Source organism: Azospirillum thermophilum (assembly GCF_003130795.1).
Classification (GTDB): Bacteria; Pseudomonadota; Alphaproteobacteria; order Azospirillales; family Azospirillaceae; genus Azospirillum; species Azospirillum thermophilum.
Map to the genome: position 1 here is coordinate 176418 of NZ_CP029358.1, position 22706 is coordinate 199123.

Below are 22706 nucleotides of genomic sequence, written 5' to 3' on the forward strand. Positions count from 1 at the left end.
GCATGACCCCCGGCCGGCTCGCGCTCTACGCCCTGCCGGCCCTGCCGCTCGCCCTGCCGACGATCCCGGTCGCGGTCCTGCTGCCGGCCCATTACGCCGACACGCTGGGCCTCGGCCTCGGGGCGACCGCGGCGGCGCTGGGTGCCGCCCGGCTGCTCGACGTGCTGAGCGATCCGCTGGTGGGGATGTTGAGCGACCGCGGCGGGCGGTTCGGGCGGCGCAAGCCCTGGATCCTTGCCGGCGCCCTGATCGCCGGCATCGCGCTGCTCAACCTGTTCAGCCCGCCCGCCGGGGCCGGGGCGGCGCACCTCTTCGGCTGGAGCCTCGCGCTCTATCTCGGCTGGACGATGGTGCAGGTGCCCTATCAGGCCTGGGGGGCGGAACTCGCCGCCGGCTACCACGAGCGCGCCCGCATCGCCGGCGCGCGGGAGGCCGCCGGGGTGGTCGGGCTGCTGCTGGCGGGCGGCGTGCCGGCGCTCGCCGCGTTCCTCGGCTGGCCGGCGACGGCCGGGCTGGCGGCACTCGCCTGGGCGACGGTGGCGCTGGGCGCCCCGGCCGTCGCCGGGCTGCTGTGGGGCGTGCGCGAGGCGGCCCCGCGGGAGGCGGAGCATGCCGCACCGGAACTGCCGCATTCTGCGGTGTGGCGCGGCCTGCTGGGCAACCGGCCCTTCCTGCGGCTGCTGGCCGCCTGGACGGTCAACGGGCTCGCCACCGGCGTGCCGGCGACGCTCTTCCCCTTCTTCGTCGGGTCGGTCCTGGCGCTGGGGGAGACGGCCAAGGGGCTGTTCCTGCTGCTCTACTTCCTGTCGGCGGTGGCGGCGGTGCCGCTCTGGCTGCGGCTGGCGCGGCGGCTGGAGAAGCACCGGACCTGGTGCCTCGCCATGATCCTCGCCTGCGCCGCCTTCCTCTGGGTGCCGCTGCTCGGGCCGGGGGACGGGGCGGCCTTCGCGGTCATCTGCCTCGTCACCGGGGCGGCGCTCGGCGCCGACCTCGCCCTGCCGCCGGCCATGCAGGCCGACGTGGTGGACTATGGCGCGCTGAAGGAGCGTGGCCGCCCGCGCGCCGGCCTCTATTTCGCCCTGTGGACGATGGCGACCAAGCTGGCGCTCGCCGCCGCCGTGGCGCTGGCGCTGCCGGCGGTCGGGCTGTTCGGCTTCGACCCGCAGGCGGACGTGCAGCTGCCGGGCGCCCTCGCCGCGCTTGCGGTGATCTATGCCGGGCTGCCGACCGTAGCCAAGGTCGCGGCGGTCGCGCTGGTGTGGGGCCATCCGCTGACCCGCCGGCGCCATGCCGCGATCCGCCGCCGCCTCGACAAGCACCGGAGCCCGGAGCCGCCATGAGCCCGCGACGCCTGCATCGTTTCCTTCTCCCGCTGATCCTCCTGTTCGCCCTCAACGGATGTGCCGCCATGGACCCCAAGGACTTCGCAGGCCGCAGGCCGGAGTTGCGGATCGAGGAGTATTTCGCCGGCCGCACCAATGCCTGGGGCATCTTCGAGGACCGCTTCGGCACGCTGCGGCGCGAGTTCACCGTCACCATCGACGGGCGCTGGGACGGGCGCGAACTGGTGCTGGACGAACAGTTCCTCTATTCGGACGGCGAGACGGACCGGCGCGTCTGGCGCATCACCAGGACGGGCGAGCACGACTACGAGGGCAGCGCCGGCGACGTGATCGGCACCGCCACGGGCAAAGCCTACGGCAACGCGCTGAACTGGAGCTACGACATGGACCTGAAGGTCGGCGACGGCACCTGGCGGGTGCGGTTCGACGACTGGATGTTCCTCCAGCCCGGCGGGGTGCTGATCAACCGTGCCAACGTCTATCGCTGGGGCGTGTGGATCGGCACCGTCACCCTGTTCTTCCAGCCGGAGGCCGGCGCCACCCTCAACCGGGCGGAAAGCGGCCGAGCCGCCGCCGGATCGCCCGCAGCGGCGCCCCCAGCAGGGGGAGCCTGAGGTAGATCTGCTCCCCCGCGTCCCAGTGGTCGACATGCTCCGACACCCGGCCGTCGGCCGCCTGCCGGACCTCGCTGGTGCCGATGGTGTCCACCCGGCCGACCACCGGCAGCGTAGCGGCGAAGCGCCAGCGGAGGATCGCCAGATCCTCGGCGAGCAGCCGGTGCGTGACGGTGAAGCGCAGGTCGCGGCAGCCCTCCAGCGTGTGGGCGAGCACCGCGCGCAGCTCGTCCCGGCCGCGGCAGTCGTTGAAGGGGTCGCGGAAACGCACCTCGGCGGTGGTCAGCTCCGGCAGCCGGTCGAGGGCGGCATGGTCCAGCGTCTCGAAGAAGCGGACCCAGCCGTCGAGCCCCTGCACGCGGTTCTCATCGATGGTCATGTGCCGGTCACCTTGCGCACCAGGGGGAAATAGAGCCGGTAGGGCAGCAGCCGGGCCGCCTTGACCGCGCGGGCGAAGCGGCGGGGAAGGTGATCTCGAACCGGTCGGTCTTCAACCCGTCCACCAGCGCCCTCGCCGCCTCCTCCACCGGCATCAGGTCCGGCATCGGGAAGGGGTTGCGGTCGGTCAGCGGTGTCGCGACGAATCCCGGATTGACCAGATGCAGCCGGATCCCGGCGCGGTCGCACTCCGGCTTCAGCGCCTCGCACAGGTTGATCAGCGCCGCCTTGGTCGGGCCGTAGGCCGCGGCGGTCGGCAGGCCGCGATAGCCGGCGACCGAGGAGACGACGGCGATCCGCCCCGCCCCGCGCGCCTTGAAGCGCGGCAGCAGGGCGGCCAGCCCGTGGACCACGCCCATGTAGTTGACCTCCATCAGCGTCCGCGCCGTCTCCGCCGAGAAATCGTCGAGCCCCATCGGGATGTGCGTCGCGGCGTTCAGGATGGCGAGGTCCAGCGGGCCGAGCCGGTCTTCCGCGGCGGCGACGGCGGCCTCCACCGCCGCCGCGTCGGTGACGTCCAGCGGCAGCGGCAGGATGCGGCGGGCGGAGGTGGCGGCGACCGCCTGCAGCCCCAGGGTGGAACGGGCGGAGGCGGCGACCGTCAGCCCCTCCCCGGCCAGCCGCAGGGTCACCGCGCGGCCGATGCCGCTGCTGGCCCCGGTGACCCAGGCCGCCTTGCCGAGAGGGCCGCTCATGGCGACCGTCCGGCGATCTGCGGCCCGGCGTCGCAGCGGCGGCAGACATAGTCGATGGTCGAGCCGTCGCGGGCGGCGAAGCGCAGCCCGACCCAGGAGCCGGCGTCGTCGTACCAGACGGTGGCCTCCAGGTCGCCGCGATATGAATAGCGCGTGGCGCTGCGCCGCCCGTCGCCGGCCGGCACCTCCTCCCGCCCCTCGCGCGTCATGCGGACCTCGTTGATCTTGCCGGTGATGGTGTTCAGCACCTGCCGCGCCCCGATCACCGCCGGATTCCAGTGGTCGGTCGGCATCAGTCCGGCGGGCGCGCCCACCCGTCCGTCCGCCCCTTCGACCAGCAGGGAGCCGCCGTCGGCGCGGGCGCCGACCCGGGTCACCGTGCCGTCGTCGTCGGTGACGGTCTGGAGCGACTGCAGCCGGCCTCCCGCCCACAGGCTGTCCGACCGGTAGTCGAAGCGGTAGACGGGGATGCCGAGCAGCCGCACGGTGATCTCGCTGTGCGCCTCCACCCGCAGCCGCTCGCCGTCGGGCTGCAGCGTCACGCGGTGGGTTCCGACCGGCGTGCCGTTGCGTCGGATCTCGAACAGATAGTCGGCGGCTTGTGCCTGTCCGCCCGGCAGGGCCAGCACGACACCCAGGGTGCCGACTGTCAGGAAGTTGCGCGCGCGCATCGGTCGGGGCCTCCGTTCCAAGGTCCGGGACCCCCGGTACGCGCGGAAAGGGCCGGCGGATCACCCGCCGGCCCTGCCCCAACCCTCACCCGTTTTTTTTATGGAGTTCCGCGGCCCGGGTGACGGTCAGCCGCGATACCGGTGCGGCGTCAGCCGAGGTCGAACTTGATGCCCTGCGCCAGCGGCAGCGCGGCGGAGTAGTTCACCGTGGCGGTCTGGCGCCGCATGTAGGCCTTCCAGGCGTCGGAGCCGGACTCGCGTCCGCCGCCGGTCTCCTTCTCGCCGCCGAAGGCGCCGCCGATCTCCGCGCCGCTCGGCCCGATGTTGACGTTGGCGATGCCGCAGTCGGAGCCGGCGGCCGACAGGAAACGCTCCGTCTCCCGCAGGTCGGTCGAGAAGATGCAGGAGGACAGGCCCTGCGGCACCGCGTTCTGCAGCGCGATGGCCTCGTCCAGCGTGTCGTAGGTCAGGACATAGAGGATCGGCGCGAAGGTCTCGTGCCGCACCACCTCGGTCTGGCCGGGCATCTCGACGATGGCCGGGGTGACATAGTAGGCGTCCGGATAGCGGTCGGCCAGCGTCCGCCCGCCGCCGGTGACGCTGCCGCCCTCGGCCTTCGCCTGTTCCAGCGCGCGCTGCATCGCCTGGAAGGCGTCGGCGTCGACCAGCGGACCCATCAGCGTGCCGGCCTCCAGCGGGCTGCCGATCGGCACCGAGGCGTAGGCGGCCTTCAGCCGCGGCAGCAGCGTGTCGCGGACCGAGCGGTGGACGATCAGCCGGCGCAGCGTGGTGCAGCGCTGGCCGCAGGTGCCGACCGCCGAGAACAGGATGGCTCGCACCGCCATGTCGAGGTCGGCCGACGGCGCCACGATCATGGCGTTGTTGCCGCCGAGCTCCAGGATCGAGCGGCCGAACCGCTCCGCCACCAGCTTGGCGACCTCGCGGCCCATGCGGGTCGAGCCGGTGGCCGACACCACGGGGAATCCGGGATGGCGCGTCAGCGCCTCGCCGACCTCGCGGCCGCCCTGGACGACCTGCGACAGGTGCGCCGGCGCGTCGCCGAAGCGGGCCGCCGCCCGCTCGAAGATCGCCTGGCAGGCGGCGGCGGTCAGCGGCGTCTTCTCCGACGGCTTCCACACCACCGGGTCGCCGCAGACCAGGGCCAGGGCGGCGTTCCACGACCAGACCGCGACCGGGAAGTTGAAGGCGGAGATGACGAGGCAGGGGCCGGCCGGGTGCCAGGTCTCGCGCATGGCGTGGCCCGGCCGCTCCGACGCGATGGTCAGGCCGTAGAGCTGGCGGACAGGCCGACCGCGAAGTCGCAGATATCGATCATCTCCTGCACTTCGCCCAGCCCTTCCTGCAGGATCTTGCCGGCCTCCAGCGAGACGAGGCGGCCCAGATCCTCCTTGGCGGCGCGCAGCTCCTCGCCCAGCAGGCGGACCAGCTCGCCGCGGCGCGGCGCCGGCACGGTCCGCCACGCCTCGAAGGCGCGGGTGGCGTTGGCGACGATGTCCGGCACCATCGCGGGCTCGGTCGCGGCGACGGTGGCGAGCGTCGCCCCGTCCACCGGCGACCGCGCGGTCAGGCCCGCCCCGGCGGACGCGGTGGAGGTCAGGCCGAAACGGGCGAGGATGTCGTTGTGCTGCACCGGGGTGGCTCCTTCTCGGGGATGCTCGGGCGTACTTGGACTGGTTACTTGCGGCCGGCCGCGCGGATCTCGGACAGCGTCCGGGTCGGCGTCAGGGCCTCGGGGTCGAGCTTCACATGGATGATGGCCGGCAGGCCGGAGGCGCGGGCGCGCTCGAAGGCGGGGGCGAACTCCTCCGTCCGCTCCACCGTCTCGCCATGGCCGCCATAGCTGCGGGCGAAGGCGGCGAAGTCGGGGTTCTGCAGCCTGGTGCCGGAGACGCGGCCGGGATACTCCCGCTCCTGATGCATGCGGATGGTGCCGTACATGCCGTTGTCGATGACCAGCACGATGACGGCGGCCCCCTCCTGCATGGCGGTGCCGAACTCCAGCCCGGTCATCTGGAAGCAGCCGTCGCCGGCGAAGCAGACGACGTTGCGGGTGCGGTGGTTCAGCTTCGCCGCGATGGCGGCCGGCAGGCCGTAGCCCATCGAGCCGCAGACCGGCGCCACCTGCGTGCCGAAGCGGCGGAAGCGCCAGAAGCGGTGGATCCAGGTGGCGTAGTTGCCGGCCCCGTTGGTGAGGATGGCGTCGTCCGGCAGCGTCTTCAGCAGCCAGGACATGATGGCGCCCATCTGCACCGCGCCGGGGATGGCCTGCGGCGGCTGGCTCCACGCCTCATAGGCGGCGTGGGCGGCCTCGGCGCGTCCCGTCCGGGCGGGCTTTGCCGCGGCGGGCAGCGCATTGGCCGCTTCGAGGAAGCTGCCGGGCGTGGCGTTGACGGCCAGCGTCGGGTTGTAGACCCGCCCCAGCTCCTCGGGCGCGGGATGGACGTGGACCAGCGTCTTGCCCGTCTCGGGAATCCCGAGCAGCCCGTAGCTCTGCGACGGCACTTCGGAGAGGCGGCCGCCGAGCAGCAGGATCAGGTCGCTCTCCGCCACCAGGGCCGACAGCTTGGGGTTGATGCCCAGCCCGATGTCGCCGGCATAGAGCGGGTGGTCGTGGTTGAACAGCATCTGGCGGCGGAAGCTGCAGGCGACCGGCAGGCCGTGCCGCTCGGCGAAGCCCTGCAGCGCGGCGACGCCGTCCGCCGTCCAGCGCGAGCCGCCGGCGATGACCAGCGGCTTCTCCGCCCCGGCGAGCAGGGCGGCGAACCGCTCCATCTGCGCCGGTGTCGGGGCGGGCTCGGCCGGTTCGGCGATGCGGGCGACGGGGGCGTCCGCCAGCTCGGTCAGCACGTCCTCGGGCATCGCCAGCACCACCGGGCCGGGCCGGCCGGCCATCGCGGTGTGGAAGGCGCGGGAGATCATCTCCGGAATGCGGGCGGCGCTGTCGATCTCCGCCACCCATTTGGCCATGCCGCCGAACAGCTTGCCGTAATCGACCTCCTGGAAGGCGTCGCGTCCGCGCATGCCGCGCTCGATCTGGCCGACCAGCACGACCAGCGGCGTGCTGTCCTGCTGGGCGACATGGATGCCGGAGGCGGCGTTGGTGGCGCCGGGGCCGCGGGTGACGAGGCAGACGCCGGGCCGGCCGGTCAGCTTGCCCATGGCCTCCGCCATCATGGCCGCACCGCCCTCGTGGCGGGCGACGATCATCTCGATGGGGGACCCGTGCAGCGCGTCGAGCACCGCCAGATAGCTCTCGCCCGGCACGCCGAACACCCGCCGGACGCCCTGGGCCTCCAGCGCCGCAACGATCAACTGGCCACCGGTCTTCATCGCGCCTGCTTCCCCCCTGGAATGACTTCGCGTCCGCAGCCGAACGGTGCCCTGCCGACAGTGTGTTCCGCAATCGACTTTATTTCCACAGGTCATGAGCGGCGGTAATGACCTCCGGCGGATCGGCCGTGCCGACGCCGGCCGTCCGCGGGGAGCCCCCCGCGGGGACGGCCATTCAACAGGAACAGGTTGTAGTGGCGAAGCCGCGCGAAAGCCTCTAAGACGGAGCGGCTTCGCAAATCTTCGCAACCCCCGACTCCCAGCATTTCCAGGCTATGATCGAGCTTCGCAACGTTTTTCATAGCTATGACGGGCGGCCGGTGCTGAACGGCATCTCCCTGTCGCTGGCGGAGCGCCGCATCGCCGTCCTCGGTTGCAACGGTTCGGGCAAGAGCACCTTCGCGCGCCTGCTGAACGGCCTGATCCTGCCGACCGAGGGGGAGGTGCTGGTGGACGGCCACGATACCCGCCGCGACGCCCGCGCGGCGCGGCAGCGGGTCGGCTTCGTCTTCCAGAACCCCGACGTGCAGATCGTCTACCCCACGGTGGCCGAGGACATCGCCTTCGGCCTGAAGGCGCGCAAGCTGCCGAAGGAGGAGATCGCGCGCCGGGTGGAGGCGGTGCTGGACCGCTACGGCCTCGGCCGCTACCGCGACCACCCCGCCCACAAGCTGAGCGGCGGCGAGAAGCAGCTTCTCGCCATTGCCGGGGTGCTGGTGCTGGAGCCGCATCATCTGGTGTTCGACGAGCCGACCACGCTGCTCGACCTGCGCAACCGCCGCAAGGTGATCGAGATGATCCGCGGCCTGTCGCAGACCGTCATCGTGGTGACCCACGACTTGGACATGGTGAGGGAGTTCGACCGCGTGCTGGTGCTGGAGGACGGCCGGGTGGTGGCGGACGACCTGCCGGCCGTGGCGGTGCCGGCCTATGTCCGGCGGCTGTCCTGATGCTCGGCCTCTATCTCCACCGCGACTCCCCGGTCCACCGCTGGGCGGCCTCGGTCAAGCTGGGCGGGCTGCTGCTGGTGACGGTTGCGGTGCTGGCCGCGCCCGGCGCCTGGGGGCCGCGGCGGCGGGGCTGCTGGCTGTCGGGCTGGCCGGGCTGGCCCGCCTGCCCGTGGGGCCGGTGGCGCGGTCGCTGTGGCCGGTCCTGCTGATGCTGGCGCTGCTGTTCGCCGTGCAGGTGCCGTTCGGCGAGCTGTCATGGGGCGAGGCGATGGTCGCGGCGGCGCGTTTCCTGGCGCTGGTGCTGCTGGCCACCGTCGTCACCATGACCACCCGCGTGACCGAGATGGTCGACCTGTTCGAGCGGGTCTTCGCGCTCGCCCGGCCGCTGGGCGTCGATCCGGCGAAGCTGGCGCTGATGCTGGCGCTGACCATCCGTTTCATTCCCCTGCTGGTCGAGCAGGTGCGGGAGATCCGCCAGGCGCAGCAGGCGCGCGGGGTGGAGCGCAGCATGGCCGCCCTGTTCGTTCCCCTGCTGGTCAAGGTGCTCACCTTGGCCGATGATCTGACCGCGGCATTGGAAGCCCGCGGCTATGACCCCGCCGACGGTTCCAACGGAAGGAAGGCTTGAGGACATGCTGAGCACCCGCGACCTCGTCTATTGCGCCCTGTTCGCCGCCATGGTCGCGGCGCTCGGCATGGTTCCGCCCATTCCGCTGGGCTTCCTGCCGGTGCCGGTCACCGCCCAGACGCTGGGCGTCATGCTGGCCGGCATCCTGCTGGGGGCGAAGCGCGGCGGCATCGCGCTGGTGCTCTTCCTTCTCCTGGTCGCGGCCGGGCTGCCGCTGCTGGCCGGCGGCCGCGGCGGCATCGGCGTGCTGATGGGGCCGACCGCCGGCTTCGTGCTCGCCTGGCCGGTCGGCGCCGTCGTCGCCGGCCTGATCGCCGAGCGGCTGGGGACCGGCGCCCGCCCGATCCCGCTGTTCCTCGCCGCCGCGGCCGGCGGAATCCTGGTGGTCTATGCCGGCGGCATTCCCTGGCTGTGGCTGGTCGCCGGCCTGCCGCTGGAAAAGGCGGCCATGGGGTCGCTCGCCTTCATTCCCGGCGACCTGATCAAGGCGGGCGTCGCCGCCGCGACCGCCGCCGCCGTGCGCCGCGCCGGCGTGCTGCCGGCCCACGCCTGACCCCGTGCCGCTCTTCGCCCCCTTCGCCGGGGCGGCGGCCCGTCATGCCGACCGGCCGGCCCTGCTGGTCGACGGCACGCCGCTCCGCTACGGCGACCTGCTGCGCCTCAGCCTGAAGGCGGGCGCCGGGGTCGCCGCCCTGCCCCGCGGAGCGGGCGGGGAGCCGCCGCGCGTCGCCCTGCGGCTCGGCAACTGCGTGGAGCTGCTGGCGCTGGTTCTCGGCACCGTGGCGGCGGGCGGGACGGTCGTCCTGCTCGACCCGAAATGGAGTGCGGAGCAGCTTGCCGCCGGGCTCGACACCGTCCGTCCCGCCCTGCTGGTGGAAAGCGCCGCGCAGGCGGCCGCCTGGATCACCGGCCAGCCCGACGGATGGACGCCGCCGCCGGTCGATCCGCGCACGCCCTTCCTGATCGGCTTCACCTCCGGCACCACCGGCCGGCCCAAGGCCTTCGTCCGCGACCAGGGCTCCTGGCGGGCGACGCTGGAGGCGAGCTGGGCGGAGTTCGGCATCGGCCCGCAGGACGGCGTCCTGGTTCCCGGACCGCTCGTCCACGGCCTCGGCCTCTATGGCGCCGTGGAGGGGCTGGCGGCGGGCGCCACCGTCCATGTCCAGCCGAGATTCGACGCGGCCGATGCGGTGCGCCGTCTGGCGGAGCATGGGCTGACCACCATCGTCGCCGTGCCGACCATGCTGGTCGGGCTGCTCGACGCCGCGGAGGCCGCCGGATCGCGCTTTCCGGCGGTGACGCGCGTCGTCTCCTCCGGCGCGAAGCTCTCCCCCGCCCTGCACGACCGTCTGGCGGCGGCCTTCCCCGGCGCCACGGTCTTCGAATATTACGGCGCCTCGGAGCTCAGCTTCATCAGCCTGCGCTCCTCGCGCGAGGGCGCCCCGGCGGACAGCGTCGGCCGCGCCTTCCACGGTGTCGCGCTGGAGCTGCGCGGCGGCGACGGCCGGCCGGTGCCGCGAGGGGCGGTCGGCACCGTCTGGGTGCGCAGCGCCATGCTCAGCGACGGCTATATCGGCCCGACCGACGGCGGCGGCTTCCGCGCCCACCGGGGCTGGGGGACGGTCGGCGACTATGGCTGGATCGACGGGGACGGCTGGCTGCACCTGATCGGCCGGGCCGGCGACATGCTGATCTCCGGCGGCCTCAACATCTATCCGGCGGAGGTGGAGGCCGCCCTGCGCGCCCATCCCGCGGTGGCGGAGGCGGTGGTCTTCGGCCTGCCCGACCCCTATTGGGGCGATGCGGTGTCGGCCGTCCTGTGGTGGCGGGGCGGGGCGCGCGCCACCGCGGCGGACCTCCGCTCCTGGTGCCGCGGCCGGCTGGAGGGCTACAAGGCGCCGCGCCGCTGGTTCGCCGCGACCGACATGCCGCTGACCGGCAGCGGCAAGATCGCCCGCGCCACCGTGCGCGAGCGCGCCGCCGCCGGTACCCTGGAGGCGCTGACATGAGGGGAGGCCGCGCCGTCATCGTCGCCGCGCGCCGCACCCCGGTGGGACGGATCGGCGGGATGCTGCGCGACCTGCCCGTCGAGCATCTCGCCGCCCCGGTGATCCGCGCCGTCCTCGCCGATGCCGGGCTGGACGGGGCGGAGGTGGAGGAGGTCATCCTCGGCAACGCGGTCGGGCCGGGCGGCAACGTCGCCCGCCTGTCGGCGCTGCAGGCCGGTCTCCCCGTCGCGGTTCCCGGCGTGACGGTCGACCGCCAGTGCGGGTCCGGGCTGGAGGCGATCAACCAGGCGGCCCGGCTGATCGAATCCGGCGCCGTCGACGTCGTGCTGGCCGGCGGGGTGGAGAGCACCAGCACCGCCCCCTGGCGGGTGGAGAAGCCCGACAGCCTCTACCGCAGCCCGCGCTTCTACGGCCGCGCCCGCTTCGCCCCGGATGCGGTCGGCGACCCCGACATGGGGGTGGCGGCGGAGAATGTCGCGGAGGCCTGGGGGATCGGCCGCGGGCGGCAGGACGCCTACGCGCTGGAGAGCCACCGCAAGGCGGTCGCCGCGCAGGCTGCCGGCCGCTTCACGCGGGAGATCGTGCCGCTCACCCTGCCGGACGGCCGGATCGCCGCGCAGGACGAATGCCCGCGTGCCGACACCTCGGCCGGGAAGCTCGCCCGGCTGCGGCCGGTGTTCCGCGAGGGCGGGACGGTCACCGCCGGCAACGCCTGCCCGGTCAATGACGGCGCCGCCGTCGTGGCGCTGGTGTCGGAGGAGCGCTTCCGCCGGATGGGCCGGCCGGCCGGACTGCTGGTGGCCGATTCCGCCGCGGCCGGGGTGGAGCCGCGGCTGCTCGGCACCGGTCCGATTCCGGCGGTGCGCCGGCTGCTCGCGCGCAATCCCGGCCTCGCCCTCGGCGACGTCGATCTGGTGGAGTTCAACGAGGCCTTCGCCGCCCAGGTGCTGGCCTGCCTCGACACGCTGGGCATCGCGCGGGAGCGGGTCTGCGTCGGCGGCGGAGCCCTGGCGCTCGGCCATCCCTACGGAGCCTCCGGCGCCATCCTGGTGACGCGGCTCTTCAGCGAGCTGCTCTTCCCGCCGGCAGGCACCGCCCCGCGGCGGGGGCTCGCCACGCTCGGCATCGGCGGCGGTCTCGGCCTTGCCACCCTCTTGGAGGTCCTGACGTGACAAGCCCCACCGGCAGTCCCTCCGAAGCCGCCTCCGCCGGCCGTTCCATCTTCCGCCACCGCTCCTTCACACTGTTCTGGTGCGCCCGCATCGCCGCCATGCTGGCGATCCAGATGCAGGTCGTGGCGGTCGGCTGGCAGATCTACGAGCTGACCAGCGACCCGCTGGACCTCGGGCTCGTCGGGCTGTTCCAGTTCCTGCCCACGCTGGTGCTCGCCCTGGTCTCCGGCCATGTGGTGGACAGCAACGACCGCCGGCTGGTGCTGATGGGTGCGCTGGGGTGGAGACGGTGGCGGTCTGCATCCTGTTCCTGATGACGCTGTCCGGGCTGCCGACCCCGCTGGTGGTCTTCGGCGTCGTGGCGCTGATCGGCGTCGCCAAGAGCTTCGAGGGGCCGGCGAACCAGGCCATCCTGTCGGCGGTGGTGCCGGTGGAGGAGCTGCCGACGGCGGTCGCCTGGAACTCCTCGGCGGTGCAGGTGGCGCAGATTTCCGGTCCGGCGCTGGGCGGGCTGCTCTACATCGCCGGGCCGGCGGTGGTCTACGGCTTCAGCACGGTGATGCTGGCGGTCGCGGTCCTCCTCGTCCTGCTGATGCGCCCGCGGGCGGTGGAGCTGGCGCCGCGCGCCATGAGCTGGGGGGCGATCCTGGCCGGCGTCTCCTTCATCCGCAGCCGGCCGGCGATCCTCGGCGCCATCTCGCTCGACCTCTTCGCGGTGCTGCTCGGCGGCGCCACGGCCCTGCTGCCGGTCTATGCCCGCGACGTGCTGCATGTCGGGCCCTGGGGCCTCGGCCTGCTGCGCAGCGCGCCGGCCATCGGGGCGCTGATGATGGCGGTGGTCATCACCCGCTACGGCGTCAAGCGCCATGCCGGGCGGCGGATGCTGGTGGCGGTGGCGGGGTTCGGCGTCGCCACCATCGCCTTCGGCCTGTCGGCCGACCCGGTGCTGTCCTTCTTCGCCCTGCTGGCGGTGGGCGCCACCGACCAGATCAGCATGTTCGTCCGCCAGACGCTGATCCAGCTCGCCACGCCCGACGCCATGCGCGGCCGGGTCGGCGCCGTCACCTCGCTGTTCATCGGTGCGTCCAACCAGCTCGGCGAGTTCGAATCCGGTGCGGCGGCGGCCCTGCTCGGGGCGGTGCCGGCCGTCGTGCTCGGCGGGATCGGTGCGGTCGGCCTCGCCGGCCTCTGGGGCTGGCTGTTCCCTGCGCTGCGCCGCATCGACCGGCTGTCGGACGTCCGCTGACGTCCCGCCGGGGGCCGCGGATCAGCTCCGCGCCGCCTGCCGCGCCGCCTGCCGGCCGATGTTCTTGCGGGCGATCCCCAGGATGATCAGCAGGAAGGCGGCCAGCCGCAGCAGATAGACCCAGGTCTGCTCCTCCCGCAGCAGCCCGCCCAGCGCCAGGATCCCCTGGTTCAGCGCCATCAGCGCGAAGGCGGCGGCGAAGGCGAGGAACAGGCCGTCGCGCGTCCGCCGCCAGAAGCGCAGGAAGAACAGCCCGGCGATCAGGTACAGCGCAGTCAGGACGCCGGTCATGAAGGCGTAAGCGGTGGGTGTCATCATTCGGCATCCCAGATGAAGCCGAACAGCAGCAGCCCCACACCGGCAAGCGCACTGGCGTGGCGCAGCGGCAGCAGGTCGACCTCGGTCGGCAGGAGGACCACGTCGATGAACAGCAGCAGGTTGTTCATCGCCAGCCCGACGAAGCACAGCGTGCTCCACAGCAGGAGCCGGCTGTGGGATCGCCGGTAGCTGCGCGCCAGAAGCGCCATGCACAGCATGCTCGATGCGAAGCACAGCAGGTAGACGGCGGACTTCACCACATCCATGTCAGTCGAGGCTCCGGAACCGGAAGGAGTCCGCGAAGATCTGCACCTTGCTCTGCGGCGACGCGAAGATCTCCCGGATCACCGCGGAGGGGCGCAGGCTGTAGGCCTCCGCGATCTCCTGCACCCACCGGTCGAGCACCTCGGCCACCGGATGGTAGCGCAAAGCCCCGTCCGGCTCCTTCGCCACCAGCCCGGCGGCGGTCAGGGCGCCCAGCGCCTCCCCGACCACCATGGGACTGCCGCGAAGCTCCGCGACCAGCGTGTCGGGGGTCCAGCTCCGCCCGCACTCGCGGCGGAGGAGAAGGAGAAGCTCGAGAGCCCAGACGGACCGGACGGACCTGCGGAGAAGCGTGAGCGCATCGTCGGACAACACCATGAACCAAACTCAATCATGCCGATGACCAGGGCCCTGCCCCGCATCGGGAGCAAGGACGGATCCGCCCGGCCGTTCCGGCCCTGCACCGGAGCGGTCCGGCGGTTCAGCCGGCCGGACACGGAAAGCTCCTCCGCGCCCGGCCGCGTCATTCTGCGGAAACCGCCTTTCCGTGATCGGGCACGCCGCCGCCGGCCGCGCAGGCATCGGGCGTCCCATCGTCCAGAGCCCGGTGCAGAGCCCGGGCGAGGTCGGCGTCGCGGTAGGGCTTGGCGAGCGTCTCGACGGGGGCGAGCTCGGCATCCGCCTCCGCAGCCGTGCCGTCGGCATAGCCGGAGGCGAACAGCACCCGCAGGCCGGGGCAGCGCCGCAGCCCCTCGCGCGCCAGCTCGCGCCCATTCATTCCGGGCATGACGATGTCGGTGAACAGCAGATCCACCCTGCGCCCGGCGGTGAGCTGGGCGAGCGCCTGCTCCGCCCCCTCGGCCTCCAGCACCCGGTAGCCGAGGTCGCGGACCGCCTGCACGGTGACCCGCCGGACGTCCGCGTCGTCGTCCACCACCAGCACCGTCTCGCCCCGGCCGGTCAGCGGGGCCGCGCCGTCGGCGGCTCCCGCGGCGGGCTGGCCGCCGGCCGCGGCGCGCGGCAGGTAGAGGCTGAAGGTCGTGCCCTGCCCGACCGCGCTGTCGATGCGGATCAGCCCCCCGCTCTGCTTGACGAAGCCGTAGATCATGCTGAGGCCGAGACCGGTTCCCTTGCCCGTCTCCTTGGTGGTGAAGAAGGGCTCGAACGCCCGCTCCAGCACCTCCGGCGGCATGCCGCAGCCGGTGTCGGCGACGCTGAGCACGACATAGTCGCCGGGCTCCGCCGTGATGCCGTGGCCGCTCAGCGGTTCCGTCAGGCGGGCGTTGGCGGTACGGATCGTCAGCCGGCCGCCCTGGGGCATGGCGTCGCGGGCGTTGATCACCAGGTTCAGCAGCGCCGATTCCGCCTGGGAACGGTCGACGGTCGCCGGCCACAGCGTCCCCGCCTCCTCCCCCGCGATCGAGATCGCGATGCTGCGGCCGAGCGTGCGTTCCATCAGCTCGCCCATGCCGGCGGCCAGCGCGTGCAGGTCGACCGGCTCGGGGTTCAGCGTCTGACGGCGGGCGAAGGTCAGCAGCCGGCGCGTCATGTCGGAGCAGCGCAGGGCGGCCTGCAGCGCCATGTCGGCCGGCGCGCCGCGGCGGGATCGTCCTGCAGCGAGCGTTCCAGCCGTTCCAGGCTGCCGATCACCACCATCAGCATGTTGTTGAAGTCGTGGGCGATCCCGCCGGTGAGCTGCCCGACCATCTCCATCTTCTGGGCATGGGCGAGCTGCTGCTGCGCCGTCCTGGTCTCGGTCACGTCCAGGATGGTGCCGAACACCTCGCGCGGCACGCCCGCCTCGTCGCGCACCACCACCGCCTGGTCCAGCAGGTGCCGCTCCGTGCCGTCGGCGCAGCGCAGGCGGTACTCGGCGGTGGAGACGCCGGTCGTCAGGATGGCCGCCATCTGCTGCTGCAGGCGGGGCCGGTCGTCGGGGTGCAGCCGCTCCTCCCACAGGCCCGGATCCTCGATGAACCGGGCGGCGGGGAAGCCGAACAGCGTCTCGACATTGCCGGACAGGAAGCGGAAGGGCTGGCCCGGCTCCACCGCCGCCGTGTAGAGCACGATGGGAAGCTGGCGCAGGATCAGCGCCTGCCGCTCCTCCGACCGGCGCAGCGCCTGCTCGGCCTGCAGCTTCTCCATGCGGACGCGGTAGTTCTCGTCCAGCAGCCGCTGCCGCGCCTCCGCCTGCTGGCGGATCTCCTCGGTCTTGCGGAACAGCTCGACGAAGACGGAGACCTTGCAGCGCAGGACCTGCGGGTCGACCGGCTTGAACATGTAGTCCACCGCTCCCGCGGAATAGCCGCGGAAGATGTGCATCTCGTCCTTGTTGATGGCGGTCAGGAAGATGATGGGGATGTGCCGGCACTTCTCGCGCTTGCGGATCATCTCCGCCGTCTCGTAGCCGTCCATCCCCGGCATGTGGACGTCCAGCAGGATCAGCGCGAAATCCTGGCGCAGCAGGTGCTTCAGCGCCTCCTCACCCGACTTGGCCAGCACCAGGGCGGCGCCCAGATCCTCCAGCGTCTCGCGGACGGCGAACAGGTTCCGGCTGTCGTCGTCGACGATCAGGATGTTGACGTCCGGCGGACGGGCGTCGGGCTTCGGATCTCGGGTCATCACGTTGGGCTCCCGCGCCGGAAGTCCCCCTGCCCCCCGCGCGGACGGGACGGGCATCGGGGGCCTCGGGTTCAGGGGCATGAGCGCCTGGCGCGGGATCAGGAAGGGGGACGGGCCCCCCGGCCGGCGCGCGCCGGTTCCCGTTCCGGGCCGGCCCCGATGCGCCGGTGAAAGGCTGGCCCGCGGGCGGGCGCTGAGTCGGCGGTTCATCGGATCACACCCATTCGGCCTGCTGGCGGCCGCCGTTGCGGTTGCCGCGCATGGAGGTCCAGATGCGCAGGAGCGACAGCAGGTGGTCGATGTCCACCGGCTTGGCGAGATAGTCGGTCGCCCCCGCCTCGATGCACTTCTCGCGGTCGCCCTTCATCGCCTTGGCGGTGACGGCGATCACCGGCAGCCCGCGCAGCTCCTCCATCGCGCGGATCTCGCGCATGGTCTGGTAGCCGTCCATTTCCGGCATCATGATGTCGACCAGCACCACGTCGATGTCCGGATGCTGCCGCAGGAGCTGGATGCCCTCCCTGCCGCTTTCGGCATGCAGGACCTCCATGTCGTGGGCCTCCATCACGCTGGCGAGCGAGAAGATGTTGCGGATGTCGTCGTCGATGACGAGCGCGCGGCGGCCGGCCAGATGCGGGTCGTGCTGGTGCAGGTCGAGCAGCGCGCGGCGCTTCTCCTCCGGCAGGCGGTCGACCGCGCGGTGCAGGAACAGGGCCGTCTCGTCCAGCAGCCCGGCGGGCGAGCTGGCGCTCTTCAGCACGACCATCTCGGCCAGCCGGCGCAGCCGCGCCTCGTCCTCCGGGCTGATGTCGGTCGCGGCATAGACCACCACCGGCATCCAGGCGCCGGTCTCGCGCCCCCGCAGCCCCTCGATCAGCTCGAAATCGGCGGCCTGCGGGGTGGAGAGGTCGAGCACCATGCAGTCGAACGCCTCCTCCTGCAGGGCCGCCGCCGCCGCCTCGGTCGTGGTGACGGTGCGCGAGGTGACGTCGCCGTTGCCGATCAGGGCGGCGATGCCGCCCGGCTGGCGGCTTTCCTTCTCGACGATCAGCAGCTTGCGGTAGGGCCGCTCGACGAAGCTCTTCACCCGGTTCAGCGCGGCGAAGATCGCCTCCCGGTCGACCGGCTTCTCCGAATAGTCGAACGCGCCCATCGACAGGCCGCGCCGCCGCCCGTCCTTGGCGGAGATGACGTGGACCGGGATGTGGCGGGTCTGCGGGTCGTGCTTCAGCAGGTCGAGCAGCGCCCAGCCGTCCATGTCCGGCAGCCCGATGTCCAGCAGGATGGCGTCCGGCCGGAACTTGCGGGCGAGCCCGACGGTCGGCTGCCCGGCGGGGGAGACGACGGTGCGGAAGCCCTTTTCCCGCGCCAGGTCGATCAGGATCGAGGCGAACTTGGCATCGTCCTCGACGATCAGCACCACCGGGTCGCCGGGCCGGATCTTCTCCCGGTCGTCGGCGGCGGGATGGTACTGCAGCAGGGCCAGCCCTTCCTCCGACCCGGCGGCGACGATGGGGCGCGGCGCTTCCGGCTGGCGCGAGGACTGCGGCTGCGACTGCCCCTCCCTCGCCGTCTCGAAGTCGAGCGGGATGAAGAGGGTGAAGCTGCTGCCCCGGCCGGGCTCGCTCGTTACGCGGATCTCGCCGCCCAGCAGGCGGGCGATCTCGCGGCTGATCGACAGGCCGAGCCCGGTGCCGCCGTATTTGCGGCTGGTGGTGCCGTCGGCCTGCTGGAACGCCTCGAAGATGATGCGCTGCTTGTCCTCGGGGATGCCGATGCCGGTATCGGTGACCGTGAAGGCCAGCACCGATTCCGCGGCGTTCAGCGCCGGGTGGGCGGCGCTCCATCCGCCGGCGGCGGGTGCCACGCGGAAGGTGACGCCGCCGCTGTCGGTGAACTTGAAGGCGTTGGACAGCAGGTTGTTCAGCACCTGCTCCAGCCGCTTCTCGTCGGTCTGGATGGCGGCCGGCAGGCCCGGATCCAGATCGATGGTGAAGCTCAGCCGCTTCTGGTCGGCGATCTGGCTGAAGGTGCGCTCGACATGGCTGCGCAGGTCGGACAGCACTACCTCGCCGATCTCCAGCGTCACCGTGCCGGACTCGATCTTCGACAGATCCAGGATGTCGTTGATCAGCCCCAGCAGGTCGGAGCCGGCGGCATGGATGGTGCGGGCGAACTCCACCTGCTTGTCCGACAGGTTGGTATCGGGATTGTCGGCCAGCAGCTTCGACAGGATCAGCAGGCTGTTCAGCGGCGTGCGCAGCTCGTGGCTCATGTTGGCGAGGAACTGCGACTTGTACTTGGAGGTGAGGGCGAGCTGTTCCGCCTTCTCCTCCAGCGCCGCCTTGGCAAGCACCACTTCGCGATTCTTGCGCTCGACCTCGGCATTCTGCTTTTCGAGCTGCTCGGCCTTTTCCTCCAGCGCCTCGTTGGCGGTGGTCAGCTTCTCCTGCTGGGCCTTCAGCAGCTCTTCCGACTTGCGCAGCGAGGCGGCCTGCTGTTCAAGCCGCTCGTTGGTGGTCTTCAGCTCCTCCTGCTGGCTCTGCAGCTCGCTGGTCAGGCGCTGCGACTGCTTCAGCAGCCCCTCGGTGCGCATGTTGGCGGCGATGGTGTTGAGCACGATCCCGATGCTCTCGGTCAGCTGCTCCAGGAAGGACTGGTGCGTCTCGCTGAAGCGGCTGAAGGAGGCGAGCTCGATCACCGCCTTCACCTCGTCCTCGAACAGCACCGGCAGGACGATGATGTTGAGCGGCGGCGCCTCGCCGAGGCCGGAGCTGATGGAGACGTAGTCCTTCGGCACGTTGGTCAGCAGGATGCGCTTCTTCTCGTAGGCGCACTGGCCGACCAGCCCTTCCTTCAAGGCGAAGCGGTTGGCGAGGTTCTTGCGCTCCTTCAGGGCATAGCTGGCGACCAGCTCCAGCATCGCCTCGTCGCGCTCGCGGCCGGCGACGTAGAAGACGCCGTGCTGCGCGTTGACCAGCGGTGCGATCTCCGACAGGATCATGTTGGAGACGGTGACCAGATCGCGCTCGCCCTGCAGCATGCGGGTGAATTTGGCGAGGTTGGTCTTCAGCCAGTCCTGCTCCGCATTCTTCAGCGTCGTGTCGCGAAGGTTGCGGATCATCTCGTTGATGTTGTCCTTCAGCGCCGCGACCTCGCCCATCGCCTCGACGGTGATGGAGCGGGTCAGGTCGCCCTTGGTCACGGCGGTCGCCACCTCGGCGATGGCGCGGACCTGGGTCGTCAGGTTGGCGGCGAGCTGGTTGACGTTCTCCGTCAGGTCCTTCCACAGGCCGGCGGCACCCGGCACGCGGGCCTGTCCGCCGAGCTTGCCTTCGATGCCGACCTCGCGGGCGACGTTGGTCACCTGGTCGGCGAAGGTCGCCAGCGTCTCGATCATGCCGTTGATGGTGTTGGCCAGGGCGGCGATCTCGCCCTTGGCCTCCACCGCCAGCTTCTGCTTCAGGTCGCCGTTGGCGACGGCGGTCACCACGCTGGCGATGCCGCGCACCTGACCCGTCAGGTTGGCGGCCATCATGTTGACGTTGTCGGTCAGGTCCTTCCAGGTGCCGCCGACGCCCTCGACCTTTGCCTGTCCGCCGAGCTTGCCTTCCGAGCCCACCTCTCGCGCCACGCGCGTCACCTCGGAGGCGAAGCTGTTGAGCTGGTCCACCATGGTGTTGATGGTGTTCTTCAGCTCCAGGATCTCGCCGCGGACGTCGACGGTGATCTTCTTCGACAGGTCGCCCCTGGCGACGGCGGTGGTCACTTCGGCGATGTTGCGCACCTGACCCGTCAGGTTGGCGGCCATCATGTTGACGTTGTCGGTCAGGTCCTTCCAGGTGCCGGCGACGCCCTTGACCTGCGCCTGCCCGCCCAGCTTGCCCTCGATGCCCACCTCGCGGGCGACACGGGCGACCTCCGAGGCAAAGCTGTTGAGCTGGTCCACCATGGTGTTGATGGTCAGCTTCAGCTCCAGGATCTCGCCCTTCACGTCGACGGTGATCTTCTTCGACAGGTCGCCGTTCGCCACCGCCGTGGTGACCTCGGCGATGTTGCGCACCTGCCCGGTCAGGTTGGTCGCCATCGCGTTGACGTTGTCGGTGAGGTCCTTCCAGGTGCCGGCGACACCCTTCACCTGGGCCTGCCCGCCGAGCTTGCCTTCCGAGCCCACTTCGCGCGCCACGCGCGTCACCTCGGAGGCGAAGCTGTTGAGCTGGTCCACCATGGTGTTGATGGTCGACTTCAGCTCCAGGATCTCGCCCTTCACGTCGACGGTGATCTTCTTCGACAGGTCGCCGTTCGCCACCGCCGTGGTGACCTCGGCGATGTTGCGCACCTGACCCGTCAGGTTGGCGGCCATCAGGTTCACGCTGTCGGTGAGGTCCTTCCAGGTGCCGGCGACGCCCTTCACCTGGGCCTGTCCGCCGAGCTTGCCTTCCGAGCCCACCTCTCGCGCCACGCGCGTCACCTCGGAGGCGAAGCTGTTGAGCTGGTCCACCATGGTGTTGATGGTGTTCTTCAACTCCAGGATCTCACCCTTGACCGGCACGGTGATCTTCTTCGACAGGTCGCCGGTCGCCACCGCCGTGGTGACCTCGGCGATGTTGCGCACCTGCCCGGTGAGGTTGGCCGCCATCAGGTTCACGCTGTCGGTCAGGTCCTTCCAGGTGCCGCCGACCCCCTTCACCTGCGCCTGCCCGCCGAGCTTGCCTTCCGAACCCACCTCGCGCGCGACGCGCGTCACCTCGGAGGCGAAGCTGTTGAGCTGGTCCACCATGGTGTTGATGGTGGACTTCAGCTCCAGGATCTCGCCCTTCACGTCGACGGTGATCTTCTTCGACAAATCGCCGTTCGCCACCGCCGTGGTGACTTCCGCGATGTTGCGCACCTGCCCCGTCAGGTTGGCGGCCATCATGTTGACGCTGTCGGTCAGGTCCTTCCAGGTGCCGCCGACGCCTTCGACCTTGGCCTGCCCGCCGAGCTTGCCCTCGGAGCCCACCTCGCGCGCCACGCGCGTCACCTCGGAGGCGAAGCTGTTGAGCTGATCCACCATCGTGTTGATGGTGGACTTCAGCTCCAGGATCTCGCCCTTCACGTCGACGGTGATCTTCTTCGACAAATCGCCCTTGGCGACGGCGGTCGTCACCTCGGCGATGTTGCGGACCTGACCGGTCAGGTTCTCCGCCATCATGTTGACGTTGTCGGTCAGGTCCTTCCAGGTGCCGCCGACGCCTTCGACCTTGGCCTGCCCGCCGAGCTTGCCCTCGGAGCCCACCTCGCGCGCCACGCGCGTCACCTCGGAGGCGAAGCTGTTGAGCTGATCCACCATCGTGTTGATGGTGGACTTGAGTTCGAGGATTTCGCCCTTCACGTCCACCGTGATCTTCTTCGACAGGTCGCCCCTGGCGACCGCCGTCGTCACTTCGGCGATGTTGCGGACCTGGCCGGTCAGGTTCTCCGCCATCATGTTGACGTTGTCGGTCAGGTCCTTCCAGGTGCCGGCGACGCCCTTCACCTGGGCCTGCCCGCCGAGCTTGCCCTCGATGCCCACCTCGCGGGCGACGCGGGTCAGCTCGCTGGTGACGGAAACCAGCTGCTCCACCATGGTGTTGACGTTGCGGGCGGTGCGCAGGAATTCGCCCTGCAGCGGTCGGCCCTCGATCTCCAGCGCCATGGTCTTGGAGAGGTCGCCCTTGGCGACGGCGCCGATCACGCGGGCGATTTCCGTGGTCGGCTGGATCATGTCGCCGATCAGCGTGTTGATGCTGTCGACGCAGGTCTCCCAGCCGCCCGACGCGTTGGAGAGCTTGGCCCGCTGGCTGATCTTGCCTTCCTTGCCGATGGCGACGGACAGCCGGCTGACCTCCGCGGTCAGCTTCTCGTTGAGCTCGACGACGTCGTTGAAGGCGGCGGCGATGTCCCCATCGAGCCCCGTCAGGTCCAGCGGCAGCCGGACCGAGAAGTCGCCCTTGCGCAACTGCCGCAAGGCGGCCAGCAGAGCCTTCGGATCCAGCGTATCGCCCTGCGCCATCATCGCCGTCATCTCGCCTTCCCTGTTCAGCCGCTGCCGGTTCTCCGGCCGTTCCCCGCTCTTGCCGCCGGCCGGTCCGGCCTGTCGCAAGATTCTTGTCCAGGCCCGAAGCGAACTCTGAAATAGCCGCGCCTACAGTCATCGCAGGATTATGAAATCCGGCGAATCGCCCTGCTGTAGCACAGCGCCACACGATGAAGTAAAGGGCATTTGGGTCAACTTGAACTTTGGTCGGCGCTCATCCGTCGGCGATATGAGCTTGGCATATGCCCTTGGATACCAATCTTCCGAGAGTTTTGTTGGAAGACTGTGACAATGGCTTTTGCCATAAGCCGGGCTTGCGCCTCGATC

18 protein-coding genes and 2 pseudogenes are annotated in these 22706 nt (G+C 71.1%); 9 read left to right on the forward strand and 11 right to left on the reverse strand.

The features are described 5' to 3' along the window. Positions 1-2: 2 nt before the first annotated feature. Together DEW08_RS28560 and DEW08_RS28565 are read left to right on the forward strand one after the other, a co-directional pair. Positions 3-1340, forward strand: a complete 1338-nt coding sequence (locus DEW08_RS28560) for an MFS transporter (protein WP_109333792.1) — start codon at positions 3-5, stop codon at positions 1338-1340. Continuing rightward, complete coding sequence (locus DEW08_RS28565; RefSeq protein WP_109333794.1) at positions 1337-1957, forward strand: DUF3833 domain-containing protein; 621 nt, start codon at positions 1337-1339, stop codon at positions 1955-1957. The genes DEW08_RS28560 and DEW08_RS28565 overlap by 4 nt, the downstream gene beginning before the upstream one ends. On the opposite strand, the gene DEW08_RS28570 is transcribed toward DEW08_RS28565, so the two are convergent. The 5 genes and pseudogenes from DEW08_RS28570 to DEW08_RS28590 all read right to left on the reverse strand — a co-directional run bounded on the left by DEW08_RS28570 (position 1887) and on the right by DEW08_RS28590 (position 7112). Further along, positions 1887-2336, reverse strand: coding sequence for a nuclear transport factor 2 family protein (locus tag DEW08_RS28570; protein ID WP_109333796.1), 450 nt, complete (start codon positions 2334-2336; stop codon positions 1887-1889). The genes DEW08_RS28565 and DEW08_RS28570 overlap by 71 nt on opposite strands. Before the next feature lie 7 nt (positions 2337-2343). Further along, positions 2344-3090: an SDR family NAD(P)-dependent oxidoreductase gene (locus tag DEW08_RS28575; RefSeq protein ID WP_342760814.1), complete on the reverse strand. Its 747-nt coding sequence runs from the start codon at positions 3088-3090 to the stop codon at positions 2344-2346. Next, a complete protein-coding gene (locus tag DEW08_RS28580; RefSeq protein WP_109333798.1) occupies positions 3087-3761 on the reverse strand; it encodes a DUF6134 family protein in 675 nt (224 codons plus the stop codon). The genes DEW08_RS28575 and DEW08_RS28580 overlap by 4 nt, the downstream gene beginning before the upstream one ends. A gap of 149 nt (positions 3762-3910) precedes the next feature. After that, positions 3911-5397 (reverse strand): annotated as a pseudogene (gene amaB / locus DEW08_RS28585) (L-piperidine-6-carboxylate dehydrogenase). A 59-nt stretch (positions 5398-5456) separates the two neighbouring features. Continuing rightward, on the reverse strand, positions 5457-7112 hold the full coding sequence (locus DEW08_RS28590) for a thiamine pyrophosphate-binding protein (protein ID WP_109333800.1): 1656 nt from the start codon (positions 7110-7112) through the stop codon (positions 5457-5459). Between the two features lie 275 nt (positions 7113-7387). Between DEW08_RS28590 and DEW08_RS28595 the strand changes: the two genes are divergently transcribed. The 7 genes and pseudogenes from DEW08_RS28595 to DEW08_RS28620 all read left to right on the forward strand — a co-directional run bounded on the left by DEW08_RS28595 (position 7388) and on the right by DEW08_RS28620 (position 13117). Then, on the forward strand, positions 7388-8062 hold the full coding sequence (locus tag DEW08_RS28595; protein WP_109333802.1) for an energy-coupling factor ABC transporter ATP-binding protein: 675 nt from the start codon (positions 7388-7390) through the stop codon (positions 8060-8062). Then, positions 8062-8271 carry a hypothetical protein gene (locus DEW08_RS32975; RefSeq protein WP_245987062.1) on the forward strand — a complete coding sequence of 70 codons (210 nt, stop codon included), beginning with the start codon at positions 8062-8064 and terminating at the stop codon, positions 8269-8271. The genes DEW08_RS28595 and DEW08_RS32975 overlap by 1 nt, the downstream gene beginning before the upstream one ends. After that, positions 8241-8690 (forward strand): energy-coupling factor transporter transmembrane component T, encoded by a 450-nt coding sequence (locus DEW08_RS28600; RefSeq protein ID WP_245987063.1) that lies wholly within the window; start codon positions 8241-8243, stop codon positions 8688-8690. Before DEW08_RS32975 ends, DEW08_RS28600 begins: the two co-directional genes overlap by 31 nt. A 7-nt stretch (positions 8691-8697) precedes the next feature. Continuing rightward, positions 8698-9243 carry a biotin transporter BioY gene (locus DEW08_RS28605; RefSeq protein ID WP_168220562.1) on the forward strand — a complete coding sequence of 182 codons (546 nt, stop codon included), beginning with the start codon at positions 8698-8700 and terminating at the stop codon, positions 9241-9243. A gap of 4 nt (positions 9244-9247) precedes the next feature. Beyond that, entirely contained in the window at positions 9248-10699 is a 1452-nt protein-coding gene (locus DEW08_RS28610; protein WP_109333806.1) for a class I adenylate-forming enzyme family protein, read from the forward strand. Continuing rightward, a complete protein-coding gene (locus DEW08_RS28615) occupies positions 10696-11871 on the forward strand; it encodes a thiolase family protein (RefSeq protein ID WP_109333808.1) in 1176 nt (391 codons plus the stop codon). The genes DEW08_RS28610 and DEW08_RS28615 overlap by 4 nt, the downstream gene beginning before the upstream one ends. After that, positions 11868-13117: pseudogene (locus DEW08_RS28620) on the forward strand (MFS transporter). Before DEW08_RS28615 ends, DEW08_RS28620 begins: the two are co-directional and overlap by 4 nt. Positions 13118-13138: 21 nt before the next feature. On the opposite strand, the gene DEW08_RS28625 reads toward DEW08_RS28620, so the two are convergent. From DEW08_RS28625 to DEW08_RS28645, 6 genes are all read right to left on the reverse strand, one after another. After that, a complete protein-coding gene (locus DEW08_RS28625) occupies positions 13139-13435 on the reverse strand; it encodes a DUF5985 family protein (protein WP_342760817.1) in 297 nt (98 codons plus the stop codon). Further along, positions 13432-13701 (reverse strand): DUF5985 family protein, encoded by a 270-nt coding sequence (locus tag DEW08_RS28630; protein WP_181449498.1) that lies wholly within the window; start codon positions 13699-13701, stop codon positions 13432-13434. Before DEW08_RS28630 ends, DEW08_RS28625 begins: the two co-directional genes overlap by 4 nt. Before the next feature lies 1 nt (position 13702). Then, the gene (locus tag DEW08_RS28635; protein WP_109333812.1) at positions 13703-14077 is read right to left on the reverse strand and encodes a hypothetical protein; all 375 of its coding nucleotides are present in this window, start codon (positions 14075-14077) and stop codon (positions 13703-13705) included. A 145-nt stretch (positions 14078-14222) separates the two neighbouring features. Next, positions 14223-15281: an ATP-binding protein gene (locus DEW08_RS32980; RefSeq protein ID WP_245987064.1), complete on the reverse strand. Its 1059-nt coding sequence runs from the start codon at positions 15279-15281 to the stop codon at positions 14223-14225. Next, positions 15245-16321 (reverse strand): ATP-binding response regulator, encoded by a 1077-nt coding sequence (locus DEW08_RS32985; protein ID WP_245987065.1) that lies wholly within the window; start codon positions 16319-16321, stop codon positions 15245-15247. The genes DEW08_RS32980 and DEW08_RS32985 overlap by 37 nt, the downstream gene beginning before the upstream one ends. A gap of 214 nt (positions 16322-16535) precedes the next feature. Then, positions 16536-22358 carry a HAMP domain-containing protein gene (locus tag DEW08_RS28645; RefSeq protein WP_425429149.1) on the reverse strand — a complete coding sequence of 1941 codons (5823 nt, stop codon included), beginning with the start codon at positions 22356-22358 and terminating at the stop codon, positions 16536-16538. Positions 22359-22706 lie beyond the last annotated feature (348 nt).

Bases quoted from the DNA above. Each gene is read 5' to 3' on its own strand.
- DEW08_RS28580 (WP_109333798.1), bottom strand. From the start codon at position 3,761: ATGCGCGCGCGCAACTTCCTGACAGTCGGCACCCTGGGTGTCGTGCTG.
- DEW08_RS28615 (WP_109333808.1), top strand. From the start codon at position 10,696: ATGAGGGGAGGCCGCGCCGTCATCGTCGCCGCGCGCCGCACCCCGGTG.
- DEW08_RS28570 (WP_109333796.1), bottom strand. From the start codon at position 2,336: ATGACCATCGATGAGAACCGCGTGCAGGGGCTCGACGGCTGGGTCCGC.
- DEW08_RS28635 (WP_109333812.1), bottom strand. From the start codon at position 14,077: ATGGTGTTGTCCGACGATGCGCTCACGCTTCTCCGCAGGTCCGTCCGG.
- DEW08_RS28625 (WP_342760817.1), bottom strand. From the start codon at position 13,435: ATGATGACACCCACCGCTTACGCCTTCATGACCGGCGTCCTGACTGCG.
- DEW08_RS28590 (WP_109333800.1), bottom strand. From the start codon at position 7,112: ATGAAGACCGGTGGCCAGTTGATCGTTGCGGCGCTGGAGGCCCAGGGC.
- DEW08_RS28630 (WP_181449498.1), bottom strand. From the start codon at position 13,701: ATGGATGTGGTGAAGTCCGCCGTCTACCTGCTGTGCTTCGCATCGAGC.
- DEW08_RS28560 (WP_109333792.1), top strand. From the start codon at position 3: ATGACCCCCGGCCGGCTCGCGCTCTACGCCCTGCCGGCCCTGCCGCTC.
- DEW08_RS32975 (WP_245987062.1), top strand. From the start codon at position 8,062: ATGCTCGGCCTCTATCTCCACCGCGACTCCCCGGTCCACCGCTGGGCG.
- DEW08_RS32980 (WP_245987064.1), bottom strand. From the start codon at position 15,281: ATGGCGCTGCAGGCCGCCCTGCGCTGCTCCGACATGACGCGCCGGCTG.
- DEW08_RS28645 (WP_425429149.1), bottom strand. From the start codon at position 22,358: ATGATGGCGCAGGGCGATACGCTGGATCCGAAGGCTCTGCTGGCCGCC.
- DEW08_RS28575 (WP_342760814.1), bottom strand. From the start codon at position 3,090: ATGAGCGGCCCTCTCGGCAAGGCGGCCTGGGTCACCGGGGCCAGCAGC.
- DEW08_RS28595 (WP_109333802.1), top strand. From the start codon at position 7,388: ATGATCGAGCTTCGCAACGTTTTTCATAGCTATGACGGGCGGCCGGTG.
- DEW08_RS28565 (WP_109333794.1), top strand. From the start codon at position 1,337: ATGAGCCCGCGACGCCTGCATCGTTTCCTTCTCCCGCTGATCCTCCTG.
- DEW08_RS32985 (WP_245987065.1), bottom strand. From the start codon at position 16,321: ATGACCCGAGATCCGAAGCCCGACGCCCGTCCGCCGGACGTCAACATC.